This is a genomic window from Noviherbaspirillum sedimenti, from assembly GCF_003590835.1.
GTDB lineage: Bacteria > Pseudomonadota > Gammaproteobacteria > Burkholderiales > Burkholderiaceae_D > Paucimonas > Paucimonas sedimenti.
This window is the reverse complement of the sequence record NZ_QYUQ01000002.1, coordinates 4,263,895-4,278,877: the sequence shown is the minus strand read 5'-3', so window position 1 is coordinate 4,278,877 and position 14,983 is coordinate 4,263,895. Positions and strand designations below refer to the sequence as shown.

The window sequence follows — 14,983 nt, the reverse complement described above, 5'->3', positions numbered from 1 at the left end:
TGTTCCAGGAGTTCAGTGGCGCAAGTTTGCTACCGGCGTGGGCTTCTTGTCTTCCAGCGGCAAGGGTTGCAGGGTCGCGACTGTCAGGCTGTCGTCGCCGAAATATTTCTGCGCCACCTCCTGCACCTGCACAGCGCTCACCGCGCGCAATTTTTCAATGATGCGGTCGATGTCCCGATGCGACAGGCCGGACAATTCCATCATGCCGATTTCCATCGCCTGGCCGAAAATCGAATCGCGCTTGTAGATCTGTTCGGCGATCAATTGCGTCTTGACGCGGTGCAATTCATTTTCATCCACGCCTTGCGTGGCAATGCGCGCCACTTCGGCACGCAAACGCTGTTCCAGCTGTGCGGTGGTAGTGCCGGCCGCCGGCACGCCATCAAGCATAAACAGTTCCGGACCGCGCGAAATGCCGGAGTAGCTGGCGCCAGCGGAATTGGCGATGCGGTCGGTGCGCACCAGTTTCGCATTCAGGCGCGCATTGTCGTAGCCGTCGAGCACGGCCGACAGGACATCGAGCGCATAGACATCGGTATCCTTTTCGACGTCGCGCAAGGCCGGCACCTTGAAGGCCAGCGTCACATACGGATTTTCGGCGGGCGCCTTGACCAGCACACGGCGTATGCCGCGCTGCGGTGGCTCGACTTGCGGCTTGGTGCTGCCGATGGCCTTGCGGGCGATGCGGCCATAATACTTTTCAGCCAGCGCCAGCACTTCCCGCGCATTGACATCGCCGATGACCACCAGCACCGCATTGTTGGGGGCGTACCAGCGGTCATGCCAGCGGCGCGCATCCTCGACGGTCATGTTTTGCAAGTCATCCATCCAGCCGACGATCGGATTGCGGTAGGGATGGGCGCTGAAGGCGACCGCGTTCAGCGCTTCATACACCTGCGGTATCGGCTGGTCGTCGGTACGCAGGCGGCGCTCTTCCATCACCACCTTGATTTCCTTGTCAAATTCCTTTTTATCCAGCACCAGGTTGGCCATGCGGTCGGCTTCCAGCGCCATCACCTTGGGCAGACGGGATTTTTCGATCTGCTGGAAGTAAGCAGTGAAATCCTTGCTTGTGAAGGCGTTTTCGCGCCCGCCCATCGCCGCCACCCTGGCACTGAACTCGCCCGGCTTGAGGGTCTTGGTGCCCTTGAACATCATGTGTTCCAGCACGTGGGCGACGCCGGTGGTGCCATTAAATTCATCCACAGAACCCGTGCGGTACCAGACCATGTGCGCCACGGTCGGTGCCCGATGGTCTTCCTTGACGATGACTTTCATGCCATTCTTCAAGATGAATTCTTGCGCCGGCACCCCTGCCGCCAGAACAGAAGCACTGGCCAGCAAGCAGCAAATCAATACGACTATCCGCGATTTCATAATTCCCGCTCTGTTAAAATAGAAACTTGCATGTACATGGATTTCATAACAGGCATTCAGGCATATAGGAAATGCATGCAATTCATGCAGCGCCCTGCCCGCAAGCTGTTGATTGTACCGCGCTTGTCTGGCGTCATGCTGCATGCCCTCCTTGTCCCCTGATTGCGATTCAGCCCAGCCCCATGTTTAGCTTCTTCAAGAGAAAACCCAAAGACACGCCGGCACCGGTCGCGGCCCCAGCCCCGACTGCGGCCCCTGCCCCAATTGCTGCCCCCCCCATCGCTGAGGTTACGCCCCCCGTTGTGGCCGAGCCTGCGGCCACGGCCGCGCCTGCCTCAGTGACCGTTGCCCCTGCCGCTGCCGCTGCCGTCACAGCGGTGCCCGCGATCACGACGCCTGCGGAAATGCGGGAAGAAGAGATTATCCCGGCGCCTGCGCCGTCCGCCGAACAAAAACGCTCCTGGCTGACCCGGCTCAAGGCCGGCCTGTCAAAGACTTCGGCCAGCCTGACCACGTTATTCGTCGGCGCCAAGATCGACGACGATTTATATGAAGAACTGGAATCGGCCCTGCTGATGGCCGATGGCGGCGTCGAGGCCACGCAATTCCTCCTGACCGCCCTGAAGAAAAAGGTCAAGGATGACAAGCTGACCGATGCCGAGCAGGTCAAGGGAGCGCTGAAGACCTTGCTGATCGAACTCCTGACGCCGCTGCAAAAGCCGCTGGTGCTGGGGCGCCATCAACCGATGGTCATGATGATCGCCGGCGTCAACGGCGCCGGCAAGACCACCACCATCGGCAAGCTGGCCAAGCATTTGCAGGCGCACCGGCAATCGGTCCTGCTGGCCGCCGGCGATACGTTCCGCGCCGCCGCCCGCGAACAACTGGCGATCTGGGGCGAGCGCAACAATGTCAGCGTGATTTCCCAGGAATCAGGCGATCCGGCGGCAGTCGCCTTCGATGCCGTGCAATCAGCGCTGGCGCGCGGCACCGATGTGGTGATGGTTGATACCGCTGGCCGCCTGCCGACGCAATTGCACCTGATGGAAGAACTCAAGAAAATCAAGCGCGTGATCGGCAAGAGCATGGCGGACGCCCCGCATGAAGTGCTGCTGGTCATCGACGGCAATACCGGGCAAAATGCCCTCACGCAAGTCAAGGCGTTTGACGATGCCCTGCAACTGACCGGCCTGGTCGTCACCAAGCTCGATGGCACCGCCAAGGGCGGCGTGCTGGCGGCGATCGCCAGGACGCGCCCGGTGCCGGTCTACTTCATTGGCGTCGGCGAAGGTATCGAAGATTTGCAGCCTTTTAACGCGCAGGAATTTGTGGATGCCTTGTTAAGTTAAATGATCGAATTTCGTCACGTCACCAAGCGTTATGCCAAAGACGCCACCACAACCGCGCTATTCGACCTCAACCTCTCGGTCGCCAAGGGCGAGCTGGTGTTCCTGGCCGGCCCGTCCGGCGCCGGCAAATCGACGCTCCTGAAAATGATCGCCGCCGTCGAGCGGCCAAGTTCCGGCAGCGTCGAAGTCAACGGCCAGGACATCGGCCGCCTGAATGCCACTGGCCTGGCTTACCTGCGCCGCAACCTCGGCCTGATCCTGCAACAGCAGCGCTTGCTGGCGGACCGCCCGGTGCTGGCCAACGTGCTGCTGCCCCTGATCGTCACCGGCACCCCGCGCGACGAAGCGGAAAAGCGCGCGCGCGCCGCACTCGACAAGGTCGGCTTGCTGGACAAGGCGCAAGCCGATCCGCTGTCGCTGTCCGGCGGCGAGCAACAGCGCGTGTCGATCGCCCGCGCCATCGTCAACCGCCCGCAGATCATCCTGGCCGACGAGCCGACCGCCAACCTTGACCGCGTCAGCGCCGGCAAGGTGATCGATGCCCTGAAGGCATTCCATGCGGTGGGCGTGACATGCCTGATCTCGACCCATGATGACAACATTTACCAGCCGGGCGCCCGCGTGATCCACCTGGCGCAAGGGCGCCTGGTCGGTGACACACAAGTACCCCAGGCAGCGCCGCAGACACAGGTGGCTTCATGAAAAACTGGTTGCGACTCCAGTCTTACGCCCTGGCCGGCGCCTGGCGCCATATCCGCGCGCCGCGCGGCGGCTTCCTGCTGAATGTGGTGGTCATCGCCATCGCCCTGATGCTGCCCTTCGCCGGCCTGACCTTGCTGGAAAACGTCCGCCCGGTTTCCGAACAGCTGGTGGTCGAACCGGAAATCAGCCTGTTCATGACGGCGGACACCCCGCGCGTACAAGCCAGTGCACTGGCGGCTTCCATCAAGCGCGCGATCAAGGATGCGGAACTGGACGGCAAGCTCGAATTCATCCCGCGCGAAAAAGCCCTGGATGCGCTGGATGCGCGCACCGGCATGGCGGCCGCGGTGACGGCGCTGGGCGCCAACCCGCTGCCGGACGCCTATGTACTAAAGCTGTCCGGGCTGGACAACATGGCCGAGGCCGCCCGCACCGAGAATCTGGTCGCCCGCTTGCAAGCCTTGCCGGGCGTCGAACATGTGCAGCTCGATTCGGCATGGGTCAAGCGCCTCGCCGCCGTGATGCAGGTATTGCGGCTGGTCCTGCTGTTGCTGGCGGTCACCCTGGGCACCGTCGTCGTGGCCGTGGTTTTCAATACCATCCGCTTGCAAGTATTGCATCAGAGCGAGGAAATTGTCCTGAGCAAGCTGGTGGGCGCATCGGACGCCTTCGTTTGCCGGCCGTTTTATTACGCCGGCGCCTTTCTCGGTCTGACTGCCGGCGCCCTGGCGCTTGGCCTGGTCACACTGGGCTTGCATCCGCTGAACCAGGCACTGGCCGATGTGGTGCGCGTCTACGGCTCGCAATTCCAGCTGACGCCGCTGGGCGCCTCCACCTGGCTGGCCTTGCTGGCGACAAGCGCCGCCCTGGGCTGGCTGGGAGCCCTGCTGTCGGTGCGTCGCTCGATTGGCCGCCTGGCTTAGCCGCGCAGAAGATTCCTTTTATTTATTAATTGCAACTTCTGAGCGGTCCCGCACTCCAATTCATCACGCCAATTCAACTATGTCCTGCGGATTGGCATCTTTAACTCCATAGCTTCTAACTATGGAAATAGTTGATTCCAACCATTAGCACTCCCTGACAGAGAGTGCTAATATATGAATTATCTATTCCTGCATGTACAGGCACACCCTGAAAAAGGAAGCAAGGAGAAGGAATGAACGCACGATCTGCACAGTCCGCACTGGTACCTGCCACCAATAGTCTGGTGGCGCTCGGCTTTCCCGGCAATCTGGGCAATATCGAAGCCTATATTTCGACAGTCAATCGCTTGCCGATGCTGTCGCATGAAGAAGAAATCTCGTTTGCGAAAAAATTGCGCGAGCAAAACGACCTGGCAGCCGCCCAATCGCTGATCCTGTCGCACCTGCGCCTGGTGGTCTCGATCGCGCGCGGCTATCTCGGCTATGGCTTGCCGCACGCCGACCTGATCCAGGAAGGCAATATCGGCTTGATGAAGGCCGTCAAGCGCTTTGACCCGGACCAGGGCGTGCGCCTGGTGTCGTACGCAATGCACTGGATCAAGGCTGAAATCCACGAATACATCCTGAAGAACTGGCGCCTGGTCAAGGTGGCCACCACCAAGGCCCAGCGCAAGCTGTTCTTCAACCTGCGCAGCCACAAGGAAGGCCTGGACACCATGACGCCGGCGCAAGTCGAGGCCCTGGCCAAGACTCTGGATGTGAAGCGCGAGGAAGTCATCGAGATGGAAACGCGCCTGTCGGGCCGCGACATCGCGCTGGAAGCACCGACCGACGACGAAGACGACAAATTTGCGCCGATCGCCTACCTGTCCTCCGAGTTGCATGAACCGACCAGGGTGCTGGAAGCGCAGGAATACGACCGCCTGCAAAGCGATGGGCTGGCCGCTGCGCTTGGCAAGCTGGACGCCCGCTCGCGCCGCATCGTCGAAGCGCGCTGGCTGGCCAGCGACGACGGTTCCGGCGCGACCCTGCATGAACTGGCCGCCGAATTCGGCGTCTCGGCTGAACGCATCCGCCAGATCGAGGCAGTGGCGCTGAAAAAGATGAAGGGCACGCTGGCGGCATTTGCCTGAAGGGTATTCATCCAGTAGAAAAGGCGCTCGATTGAGCGCCTTTTTTGTTTTGCCGCCGCCTGGAGGCGGCAGGGCCGAGGCTTACTTCTTCGCCAACAGCACCTTCAGGTCATGCACGATCGGCTCGGCACCCTGGCCATGGCGGATGAACAGGCGAATGCGCCCCTGCGGGTCGAACACATAGCTGCCGGCGGTATGGTCCACTGAGTAGCTGCCTGAAGTCTTGCCCGGCACCTTCTGGTAAAACACGCGGAATTCCTTGGCGACCTTTTCGGTGGCAGCCTGGTCGCCGACCAGACCGAGGAAGCTCGGGTAAAAAGCCGGCACGTACTTGGCCAGCAATGGTGGCGTGTCGCGCTCCGGATCGACCGAAATGAACAAGACTTGCACCTTCTCGGCTTGCGGGCCGAGTTGCTGCATCACGTTGGCCATCTCGGCCATGGTGGTCGGACACACGTCCGGACAATGGGTGAAGCCGAAGAACACGACCACCGCCTTGCCCTTGAAATCGGCCAGGGTGCGGGGCTTGCCATTGTGGTCAGTCAGGGCGAAATCCCTGGCGTAACCGAGGCCGGTGACGTCGGTATTCTTGAAGACGCTGTCGACTGGCGACAATTGCATGGTGCCTTCGGCGCCGGATTGTTCGCTGGACTTGTCGCTGCAGGCGGCCAGCCACAGCGAGGATGCCAGCATCAATGTGAGGGGTAATATGCGCATGGGTTCAGATCTTCAGGTAATGATCAACCAGCAAGGCAACGAACAGCAGCGACAGGTAGATGATCGAATAGGTAAACGCCTTGCGCGCCACCAGGTCGGTGTAATGACGGTAGATGCGCCACGAGTACCACAGGAAAACCGCACCGAGCACGGCGGCGCAGGCGAGATAGATCAGGCCGCTCATATGCACCGCGTAGGGCAGCATGGTGGTGGCAATCAGCGCAATGGTGTACAGGAAGATGTGGAACTGGGTGAACTTCATGCCGTGCGTGATCGGCAGCATCGGCAAACCGGACTTGGCGTAGTCGTCGCGCCGGTACAGCGCCAGCGCCCAGAAATGCGGCGGCGTCCAGATGAAGATGATCAGCACCAGGATCCAGGCCTGCATCGGCACGTCATTGGCAATCGCCGCCCAGCCCAACGCCGGCGGCATCGCCCCCGACAAGCCGCCGATGACGATGTTCTGCGGCGTCGCCGGTTTCAGCAGCATGGTGTAGATCACGGCATAACCGACGAAGGTGGCCAGGGTCAGCCACATGGTCAGCGGATTGACCAGGCTGTACAGTATCCACATGCCGGCACCGCCGATCACGCCGGAAAACACCAGGGTCTGCGCGACGGTGATTTCGCCGCGGGCCATCGGCCGGCGTGCAGTGCGTGCCATCTTGGCATCGATGCTGCGTTCGACCAGGCAATTGACGGCAAAGGCCGCGCCTGCCAGCAGCCAGATGCCGGCAGTAGCCGCCACCACGATACGCCAGTCGGGCAGATCAGGGGTGGCCAGGAACATGCCGATGACGGCGCAAAATACCGCCAGCTGCGTCACACGCGGCTTGGTCAGCGCCCAGTACTGGGCGAGGCGGTTGGGGGAAAGGGTCAAGGTCGTCATAGTCTTACAGCGGCAGCCGTGCCAGCATCATGCGGCCGCAATATGGGTTGTCATGCGGCTGGCAGTAAGCGGCGCAGCGGCAAGATTAGCCTTGTAGTTTAACATGCTCAGCAACAGCACCAATAGCGCCGCGCAGCCATTATGCGCGACCGCCAGCGCCAGTGGCCAGCTCAGGTAGACGGTGGAAATGCCGATGACAATCTGCAAAACCAGCGCCGCCAGAAGCCAGGTCCCGGTCTTGCGCAAGCCGTCGATGCGCATGGCGCGTACCGCCACCCAGCCGAGAATCGCCGCCACCACCAGGGCGAACACGCGATGCGCCCAGTGGATCGCCGTCAGCGCCGGGAACGGCAGGAAGTCGCCGTCGCCGGTCCTGCCGAGATGCCGCCAGAGCGTGAAGCCATTCTCGAAGTCCATTTCCGGCAGCCAGGCGCCATGACAGGTTGGCAAATCAGTGCAAGCCAGCGCGGCGTAATTGGTGCTGACCCAGCCGCCCAAAGCGATTTGGCAAAACAGCACCACCAACGCCAGTGCGGCGGGAATGCGCAAGCCGCGCGCTGCCGGGACCACCGGCGCATGCACGCTCTGGCGCGCCGCCAGCCACGCCAGCAAGGCCAGCAGGCCCATCCCCAGCAACAGGTGGATGGTGACGATCACCGGCTGCAGCTTCATGGTCACGGTCCAGGCGCCGAACGCCCCCTGCACGCAAACGAACAGCAGCAAAAAGCTCGGCAGCCAGGGCGACATGGCGCGCGCGGCAACGCTGCCAGCGTTTCCACGGCGGGCCCTGGACCAGTTGCGCCACGCCACCGCCATCAGGGCGATGATCAGCACACCCACGCCCATGGCGAAGTAGCGATGCAGCATCTCGATCCAGGCCTTGGCGACGGTGACCGGGCCATCGGGCATGGCCGCCTCGGCGGCCTTGATGGATTCGTGCGCCTGCAAGGGGTTGGCGTGGCCATAGCAGCCCGGCCAGTCCGGGCAACCAAGGCCGGAATCAGTCAGGCGCGTGAAGGCGCCGAACATGATCAGATCGAAGGTGAGGAACACCGTCACCCAGGCCAGCTTGCGGTATTTGTTGGCGTCACGCGAAGCCCACACCGCCGCCAGCGCCAGCAGCGCTACCAGCATGCCCTTGATCGCGAGTTGTATCAGCATTAACCTATCCTGTCGTTTGCTGGCGCAGCGACGGCGCCTAGCCGATGCTGGATGCCTTCAGCAGCTTGCCGAGGTCGCGCTTGATGCGATTGGCGTCGGCATCCTTTGGAAAACGCATCATCAGGTTGCCGAGCGGGTCGATGATATAGATATGGTCGGTCAGCGCCGCGCCCTGCTCCACCGGCAGCCAGGCTTGCAACGCCGCCGCCGGCGCGCGCAGCATGCGGGTGCCGTCATACTCGCGCATCAGCATGGTGTCGAGCGGCGCGTTGTCATTGATCAGCCAGACCCGCTCGACGCGATCGCGCTCCTTGCCCTGCGCCGTGCGCAACTGGCGCATGTCGTAGAGCTTCTTGCCGCAGGCGACCTCGCAATTGCCGGAATCGACCTGCAGCATGAGCCACTTGCCCTGATAAGCGCTGATCTCGGTCGGCTGGCCGTCGAGCGTGCTGCTGCCCAGGCGCGGCATCGGATATTGACGCGGATCCAGCAGGGTGCCGTAATTGGTGCGGCCGGTCGGCTTGATCACATAGTAGGTGAAATAAGCGGCGGCCAGGGGTGCCGCGCATACCGCCAGCACCGCCAGCATTTTCCAGCGGCCGAGTCTTCGTTGCTTACTGTTGTCTTGTTCCACGCAAAAATCCTGTCACAATAAAAAAGATGAAAGCTGCTGCCGCCAGGCCGTACCACTGGAAAGCGTAGCCGCGATGCTTGTCGGCGCCGTGCGAGGGGCGCGGCCAGTCGCGCACCAGGCCATCGCCGGCGGCGCCGGCGATTCCGCTTGCGCCGCCCTGTTCGATAATGAAAGGCAGCAGCGCCAGGCCACTGGCGGCGGCGAATTCATCGACGCTGACGTTTTGTACGATGGCGCCGGCTTGCAGCGGCGCCGACGCCCCGAACTGGTACAGCCGGCCGGGATGGCTGCGGATGCTTCCCTCGATCGTCACTGCGCCGGCAGGCGTGGGCGTCGCCGGCAACCTGGTGCGATCGACCGGATCGCGCGGAAGCCAGCCGCGCGCCACCAGCACCGTCTTGTTGCTGCCGGCAATTTTGAACGGCATCAGCAGATGCAAGCCGGCGCGCCGTTCATGCGGCCGGTTGTCCAGATACAGCGGCCAGGTGCCGACGAAATGCCCGCTGACGCGCACCCGCCGGAATTCCTCCGCCGATGCCGTGGTATCGGCGGCAACTGCGGCGCCCAGATCGACGACCGGCTGCGCGCCGCGCGCCTGCATGGCCGCCCCGATCGCCTCCTTTTCCTGCGCGCGCCGGCTTTGCCAATGGCCCAGGCTGACACCAAGGGCGACGGCGAGCACTGCGGCGATGAAGGGGATCCAGCTGAAGCGGAATCTGATTGGCATTACAATATCAACTTTACAAACACAAGCCCTGTCAGGCGGCGCCTATTCTAGCAAGTGCCCGCTTCACTTGCAGCACTCATGAAATTCTTTGTCGCCATCGCCTTCATCCTGATTCTTGCCAGCCTCGGTTCCGCATTGGTATTCCTGATGCGCGACAAGGGCAAAAGTAACCGCACCGTACAGGCGCTGGCGCTGCGCGTGGGCTTTTCGATTGCCCTGTTCATCTTCATCCTGATCGCCAATTATCTGGGCTGGATCCAGCCGACCGGCTTGCGCTAGGCCGGCCCGCCAGCCGGCCTGGCCACAAGCAAAAAGCCGCACCGAGGTGCGGCTTTTTGCATTGCCATCATTGCGGGACAGAATCCTTGCGATTGGGGACAGAGTTAAGCGAAGCGGTACTCTGTCCTCAACATTTTATAAGGCTTTACAGCCAGTAGACCACCACGTACAGGCCGAGCCAGACGACGTCGACGAAGTGCCAGTACCAGGCGGCGCCTTCGAAGCCGAAATGGTTTTCCGGGGTGAAATGCCCTTTGAGCACGCGGTACAACATCACCGACAGCATGATCGCACCAATCGTCACGTGAAAACCGTGGAAGCCGGTCAGCATGTAGAAAGTCGAGCCAAAGATGCCGGAAGTCAGCTTCAGGTTCAGATCGCTATATGCATGCATGTACTCATAGGCCTGGAAACCCATGAACACGGCACCCAGCACGATGGTGGCGAACAGCCAGATGGCGGTCTGGGCACGGTGACCTGCACGCAGTGCATGGTGCGAGATCGTCAGGGTGACACCGGAGGTCAGCAGCAACGCGGTATTGATGGTCGGGATCCAGAACGGCCCCATGGTGGTGAACGGCTCGATCGTGCCGGCCGGGCCGGTATTGCCCCAGTGGGCGGCGGCGGCAAAATCCGGCCACAGGACCTTGTGGTCCAGGTCAGCCAGCCACGGCATGGAAATCGAACGGGCATAGAACAGCGCGCCAAAGAAGGCCGCGAAGAACATCACTTCCGAGAAGATGAACCAGCTCATGCTCCAGCGATAGGAGTTGTCGATGCGGGCGTTGTACAAACCACCTTCGGATTCGGCAATGGCATCGCCAAACCAGTAATACAGAATCGACAGCACCGCCAGGATGCCGGCAACAGTGACGTAAGGACCCCAGCTGATGCTATTGACCCATGCCGACGCGCCGGCCATGGTTACCAGCAACGACATGCCTGTCAACATCGGCCACTTGGATGGGCCCGGTACGAAATAGTAGGGCGCCTTAGCGTTTTGAGAAGCCATCTCCATCTCCCGATACAAATCAAATTAATTCGCGACGACGCTTTTTACTATTAACAACAGCGTCACAATAAAAACCACTGCAACAATCAATCCGGCGATGATCAGGTAGACCGGATTGAGCTGCGCTGTATCCTGTTCATAGCCGCTTTTCTTGCGCACGCCGAAAAACGCCCAGAGTATTGCCTTCAATGTTGCACCAAACGACATCTTGCGCTTGGCTGCGTCTTTCAAATCCTGCATTTTTACCGCCTTTCAGCCAACCAGTTCAGCTGGACTTTTTTGTCGGCCCGGCCACCTCGAAGAAGGTGTACGACAAGGTAATCGTCTTGACATCGCGCGGCAGCGCCGGATCAATGAAAAACACGACCGGCATCTGCTTGGCTTCGTTCGGACCCATCGTCTGCTGCTTGAAGCAAAAACATTCCATTTTCTTGAAATGCGCTGCAGCCTGCTGCGGCGCATAGCTGGGAATCGCCTGCGCGTCGATTGCCCGCGACTGCGTATTCACCACTTCATACACCACCTGGACCATCTCGCCGGGGTGCACCTGTATGCTGGCCACCGTCGGCCGGAATCGCCATGGGCCCTGCGCATTGCCGTCGAACTCGATGGTAATGGTGCGGCTCTTGTCGACCTGGGTGTTGCCGACACCCTCCACCTTCATATCATTCGGCGTCAGGATGTTAATGCCGGTGATTTCGCAGATCTTTTTATAGACTGGGATCAGCCCGTAGCCGAAGCCAAACATCATGACCGCCACCACCACCAGCTTGCCCAGCATTTTCGCATTCAGCTTGCGCGTCGGCGCATCCTGCGCCGCATCTTGCTTTGGTGTTTCCATGTCAGGCAAACCAGACCCTCTTGACGATTACCCCGATAAAGAAGACCAGCACCACCGATGCCAGGATCAGCGCGGTCTTCATGTTATCGGGCTTGTTTTGCTGTGACATCATCTCTATTCGGTTGGGGACAGAGTACCGCTTCGCTTAACTCTGTCCCGCAATTATTATTTCACCGTCGGCGGCACTTCAAAGGTGTGGAACGGCGCCGGGCTCGGCACGGTCCATTCCAGGCCTTCAGCGCCTTCCCACGGATTGGCTTCCGCCTTCTTGCCGCCCCTGATCGTCGGAATCACCACGGCGAACAGGAAGTACACCTGCGCCAGGCCGAAACCGAAGGCGCCAATCGAGGCGAGCAGGTTGAAGTCGGCGAACTGCGACGGGTAGTCGGCATAACGACGCGGCATGCCGGCCAGACCCAGGAAGTGCATCGGGAAGAAGGTGATGTTAAAGGTAATCAGCGACAGCCAGAAGTGGATCTTGCCGCGAGTTTCGTTGTACATGTAACCGGTCCACTTCGGGCTCCAGTAGTAGTAACCGGCAAACATGGTGAACAGCGAGCCGGCCACCAGCACGTAGTGGAAGTGGGCCACCACGTAGTAGGTATCCTGCAGCTGGATGTCGATCGGCGTCACGGCCAGGATCAGGCCGGTAAAGCCGCCGATGGTGAACACGAAAATGAAGCCGATCGCGAACAGCATCGGCGTCTCGAAGGTCATCGAGCCGCGCCACATGGTGGCAATCCAGTTGAACACCTTCACGCCGGTCGGAATCGAGATCAGCATGGTGGCGTACATGAAGAACAGCTGCGCCGTCACCGGCATGCCGGTGGTGAACATGTGATGCGCCCAGACGATGAACGACAGGATCGCGATCGACGAGGTTGCGTACACCATCGAGGCGTAGCCGAACAGCGGCTTGCGGGCGAACGCCGGCACGATGTGCGAGACAATGCCGAACGCCGGCAAGATCATGATGTAAACCTCGGGGTGACCGAAGAACCAGAAGATGTGCTGGTACATGACCGGGTCACCGCCGCCGGCGGCGTTGAAGAACGAGGTGCCGAAGTGGCGGTCGGTCAGGGTCATGGTGATGGCGCCAGCCAGCACCGGCATGACGGCGATCAGCAGGTACGCGGTAATCAGCCAGGTCCAGCAGAACATCGGCATCTTCATCAGGGTCATGCCGGGAGCGCGCATGTTCAGGATGGTGACGATGATGTTGATCGAACCCATGATCGACGACGCACCCATGATGTGCATGGCGAAGATGCCCATGTCCATGCCGATGCCCATCTGCGACGACAGCGGCGCATACAGCGTCCAGCCGGCGGCAGTGGCGCCGCCCGGCACCAGGAAGGAGCCGGCCAGCAGGATCGCGGCCGGCGGCAGCAGCCAGAACGAAAAGTTGTTCATGCGGGCGAACGCCATGTCGGATGCGCCGATCTGCAGCGGGATCATCCAGTTGGCGAAACCGACGAAGGCCGGCATGATGGCGCCGAACACCATGATCAGGCCGTGCATGGTGGTCAGCTGGTTGAAGAACTCCGGCTGCATCAGTTGCAGGCCAGGCTGGAACAGCTCGGCGCGGATGCCCATCGCCAGCACGCCGCCGAACATCAGCATGGCGAGCGAGAACCACAGGTACAGCGTGCCGATGTCCTTGTGGTTGGTGGCGAACAGCCAGCGGCGCCAGCCATGCGGGTGGTCATGCGCGTGGTCGTGAGCGTGATCGTGTGCGTGATCGTGTGCGATAGAACTCATCTCAAAACTCCTGATTATTTACTTGCGCGCAGCCAGGACTTCAGCCGGTTGTACGATGTTTTCCTGGGCCTTGTTCGACCAGCTGTTGCGGGTGTAGGTGATCACCGCAGCAATTTCGGTATCGGACAGGGAGGCTTTCCAGGCTGGCATGGCGCTCTTGCCGTTCAATACGATATTGATATTCTCGGCTTTCGGGCCATTCACGATTTTCGAGCCATCCAGTGCTGCGAACGCACCCGGCACGCCCTTGCCGTTAGCCTGGTGGCAGGCCACGCAATTGGCTGCATAGACTTTTTCGCCGCGCTGCTTGAGCTCGTCGATGGTCCAGACCTTGCTCGGATCGTCTGCCTTGGCAGCCATTTCCTTTTTCTTGCCATCGACCCATGCGGTGTATTCGGCATCCGTCACGACCTTGACCACGATCGGCATGTAGGCATGGTCCTTGCCGCACAACTCGACGCAGTTGCCGCGATAGGTGCCAACCTTCTCGGCGCGGAACCAGGTGTCGCGCACGAAACCGGGGATCGCATCCTGCTTGACGCCGAAGGCGGGAACGGTCCAGCCGTGGATGACGTCGTTGGCGGTGGTAACGATACGGATTTTCTTGTTGACCGGGACGACCACTTCGTTGTCGACTTCGATCAGGTAGTTGTCGTTCTTGACCGTGGCCGGATCCTGGTCACGCGGGGTGGCCAGATTGGACAGGAAAGAAATGCCGGCGCCTTCGCCTTTCAGGTAATCGTAGCCCCATTTCCACTGCATGCCGGTGGCCTTGATGGTGACGTCGGCATTGGAGGTGTCCTTCATCGCCACGACGGTCTTGGTCGCAGGCCACGCCATCAGGATAACAATGACGAACGGCACCACGGTCCAGGCGATTTCAACGCCGACGCTTTCGTGGAAAGTGGCGGGCTTGTGGCCGAGCGATTTGCGATGCTTGAAGATCGAATAGAACATCACGCCAAACACGGCGACGAAGATCACCAGGCAGATCACCAGCATCATGTTGTGCAGCGAACTGATCTGCTCTGCAATCTTGGTCACCGGCACCGGCAGGTTGAGCTGGCGCACTGCCGGCCCGCCCACACTGTCGCCGACTTCCACTGCCCATGCCGGCAATGCCGCCGCCATGCCCAATGCGTAAAGCATTAACGATTGAAGGCGCTTTGCATATTTCATAGTTTCCTCAAAAGCCCAATATTAGAATTCTGTTCAGAACCAGCCGGCGCGGCGGCAAAAAAGCCATTCATTGCAGCCTTGCGCCTTGCTCTCGCCCCCTATCCTTGCCCACATTCGCTTAACGAACGGATAGCGCACAAGCCGGCCAGCGTATAACCGGTGGAGTATAAGATGGAAAGGTGATTGTTATCAAGTGGAAAAGCATTCTTAGTTTGCAAGATTGCCCGCTGCTGCACACAGGTGAAAACTTCACGCCGGATTAATATTTTGATCATGAAAAGTGGCTGCATCGACGCCTC

17 protein-coding genes are annotated in these 14,983 nt (G+C 60.6%); 5 read left to right on the top strand and 12 right to left on the bottom strand.

The window, feature by feature from the left end:
- Positions 1–12 precede the first annotated feature (12 nt).
- A complete protein-coding gene (locus D3878_RS19860) occupies positions 13–1,377 on the bottom strand; it encodes a M16 family metallopeptidase (RefSeq protein WP_119787061.1) in 1,365 nt (454 codons plus the stop codon).
- Positions 1,378–1,559: 182 nt separating this feature from the next.
- Between D3878_RS19860 and ftsY the strand changes: the two genes are divergently transcribed.
- From ftsY to rpoH, 4 genes are all read left to right on the top strand, one after another.
- Positions 1,560–2,726, top strand: a complete 1,167-nt coding sequence (gene ftsY, locus D3878_RS19855; RefSeq protein WP_119787060.1) for a signal recognition particle-docking protein FtsY — start codon at positions 1,560–1,562, stop codon at positions 2,724–2,726.
- Positions 2,727–3,428, top strand: coding sequence for a cell division ATP-binding protein FtsE (locus tag D3878_RS19850; RefSeq protein WP_119787059.1), 702 nt, complete (start codon positions 2,727–2,729; stop codon positions 3,426–3,428).
- A complete protein-coding gene (locus D3878_RS19845) occupies positions 3,425–4,351 on the top strand; it encodes a cell division protein FtsX (protein WP_119787058.1) in 927 nt (308 codons plus the stop codon). The genes D3878_RS19850 and D3878_RS19845 overlap by 4 nt, the downstream gene beginning before the upstream one ends.
- Before the next feature lie 233 nt (positions 4,352–4,584).
- Entirely contained in the window at positions 4,585–5,484 is a 900-nt protein-coding gene (gene rpoH / locus D3878_RS19840; protein ID WP_119787057.1) for an RNA polymerase sigma factor RpoH, read from the top strand.
- An 81-nt stretch (positions 5,485–5,565) separates the two neighbouring features.
- Here rpoH and D3878_RS19835 read toward each other — a convergent pair whose 3' ends face one another.
- Genes D3878_RS19835 through D3878_RS19815 form a run of 5 tightly spaced genes read right to left on the bottom strand, consistent with a single transcriptional unit; the run spans position 5,566 to position 9,612 of the window.
- A complete protein-coding gene (locus tag D3878_RS19835; protein ID WP_119787056.1) occupies positions 5,566–6,201 on the bottom strand; it encodes an SCO family protein in 636 nt (211 codons plus the stop codon).
- A gap of 4 nt (positions 6,202–6,205) precedes the next feature.
- Complete coding sequence (gene cyoE / locus D3878_RS19830; protein ID WP_119787055.1) at positions 6,206–7,090, bottom strand: heme o synthase; 885 nt, start codon at positions 7,088–7,090, stop codon at positions 6,206–6,208.
- A gap of 27 nt (positions 7,091–7,117) precedes the next feature.
- Positions 7,118–8,251: a COX15/CtaA family protein gene (locus D3878_RS19825; RefSeq protein WP_119787054.1), complete on the bottom strand. Its 1,134-nt coding sequence runs from the start codon at positions 8,249–8,251 to the stop codon at positions 7,118–7,120.
- A 37-nt stretch (positions 8,252–8,288) separates the two neighbouring features.
- Entirely contained in the window at positions 8,289–8,840 is a 552-nt protein-coding gene (locus D3878_RS19820; RefSeq protein ID WP_233556498.1) for an SCO family protein, read from the bottom strand.
- A 25-nt stretch (positions 8,841–8,865) separates the two neighbouring features.
- On the bottom strand, positions 8,866–9,612 hold the full coding sequence (locus D3878_RS19815; protein ID WP_119787052.1) for an SURF1 family protein: 747 nt from the start codon (positions 9,610–9,612) through the stop codon (positions 8,866–8,868).
- A 78-nt stretch (positions 9,613–9,690) separates the two neighbouring features.
- Here D3878_RS19815 and D3878_RS19810 point away from each other — a divergent pair, with 78 nt between their 5' ends.
- Positions 9,691–9,891, top strand: coding sequence for a twin transmembrane helix small protein (locus D3878_RS19810; RefSeq protein ID WP_119787051.1), 201 nt, complete (start codon positions 9,691–9,693; stop codon positions 9,889–9,891).
- Positions 9,892–10,036: 145 nt separating this feature from the next.
- Here D3878_RS19810 and D3878_RS19805 read toward each other — a convergent pair whose 3' ends face one another.
- The 6 genes from D3878_RS19805 to coxB are packed head-to-tail and all read right to left on the bottom strand — an operon-like array spanning position 10,037 to position 14,684.
- Complete coding sequence (locus D3878_RS19805; RefSeq protein ID WP_119787050.1) at positions 10,037–10,903, bottom strand: cytochrome c oxidase subunit 3; 867 nt, start codon at positions 10,901–10,903, stop codon at positions 10,037–10,039.
- 24 nt (positions 10,904–10,927) lie between these two features.
- The gene (locus D3878_RS19800; RefSeq protein ID WP_119787049.1) at positions 10,928–11,143 is read right to left on the bottom strand and encodes a DUF2970 domain-containing protein; all 216 of its coding nucleotides are present in this window, start codon (positions 11,141–11,143) and stop codon (positions 10,928–10,930) included.
- 25 nt (positions 11,144–11,168) lie between these two features.
- Positions 11,169–11,744, bottom strand: a complete 576-nt coding sequence (locus tag D3878_RS19795) for a cytochrome c oxidase assembly protein (protein WP_119787048.1) — start codon at positions 11,742–11,744, stop codon at positions 11,169–11,171.
- A 1-nt stretch (position 11,745) separates the two neighbouring features.
- Positions 11,746–11,856 carry a cytochrome oxidase small assembly protein gene (locus D3878_RS24470; protein WP_233556402.1) on the bottom strand — a complete coding sequence of 37 codons (111 nt, stop codon included), beginning with the start codon at positions 11,854–11,856 and terminating at the stop codon, positions 11,746–11,748.
- A gap of 53 nt (positions 11,857–11,909) precedes the next feature.
- On the bottom strand, positions 11,910–13,505 hold the full coding sequence (gene ctaD / locus D3878_RS19790) for a cytochrome c oxidase subunit I (RefSeq protein WP_119787047.1): 1,596 nt from the start codon (positions 13,503–13,505) through the stop codon (positions 11,910–11,912).
- A gap of 18 nt (positions 13,506–13,523) precedes the next feature.
- On the bottom strand, positions 13,524–14,684 hold the full coding sequence (coxB, locus tag D3878_RS19785) for a cytochrome c oxidase subunit II (RefSeq protein ID WP_119787046.1): 1,161 nt from the start codon (positions 14,682–14,684) through the stop codon (positions 13,524–13,526).
- Between the last annotated feature and the right edge of the window lie 299 nt (positions 14,685–14,983).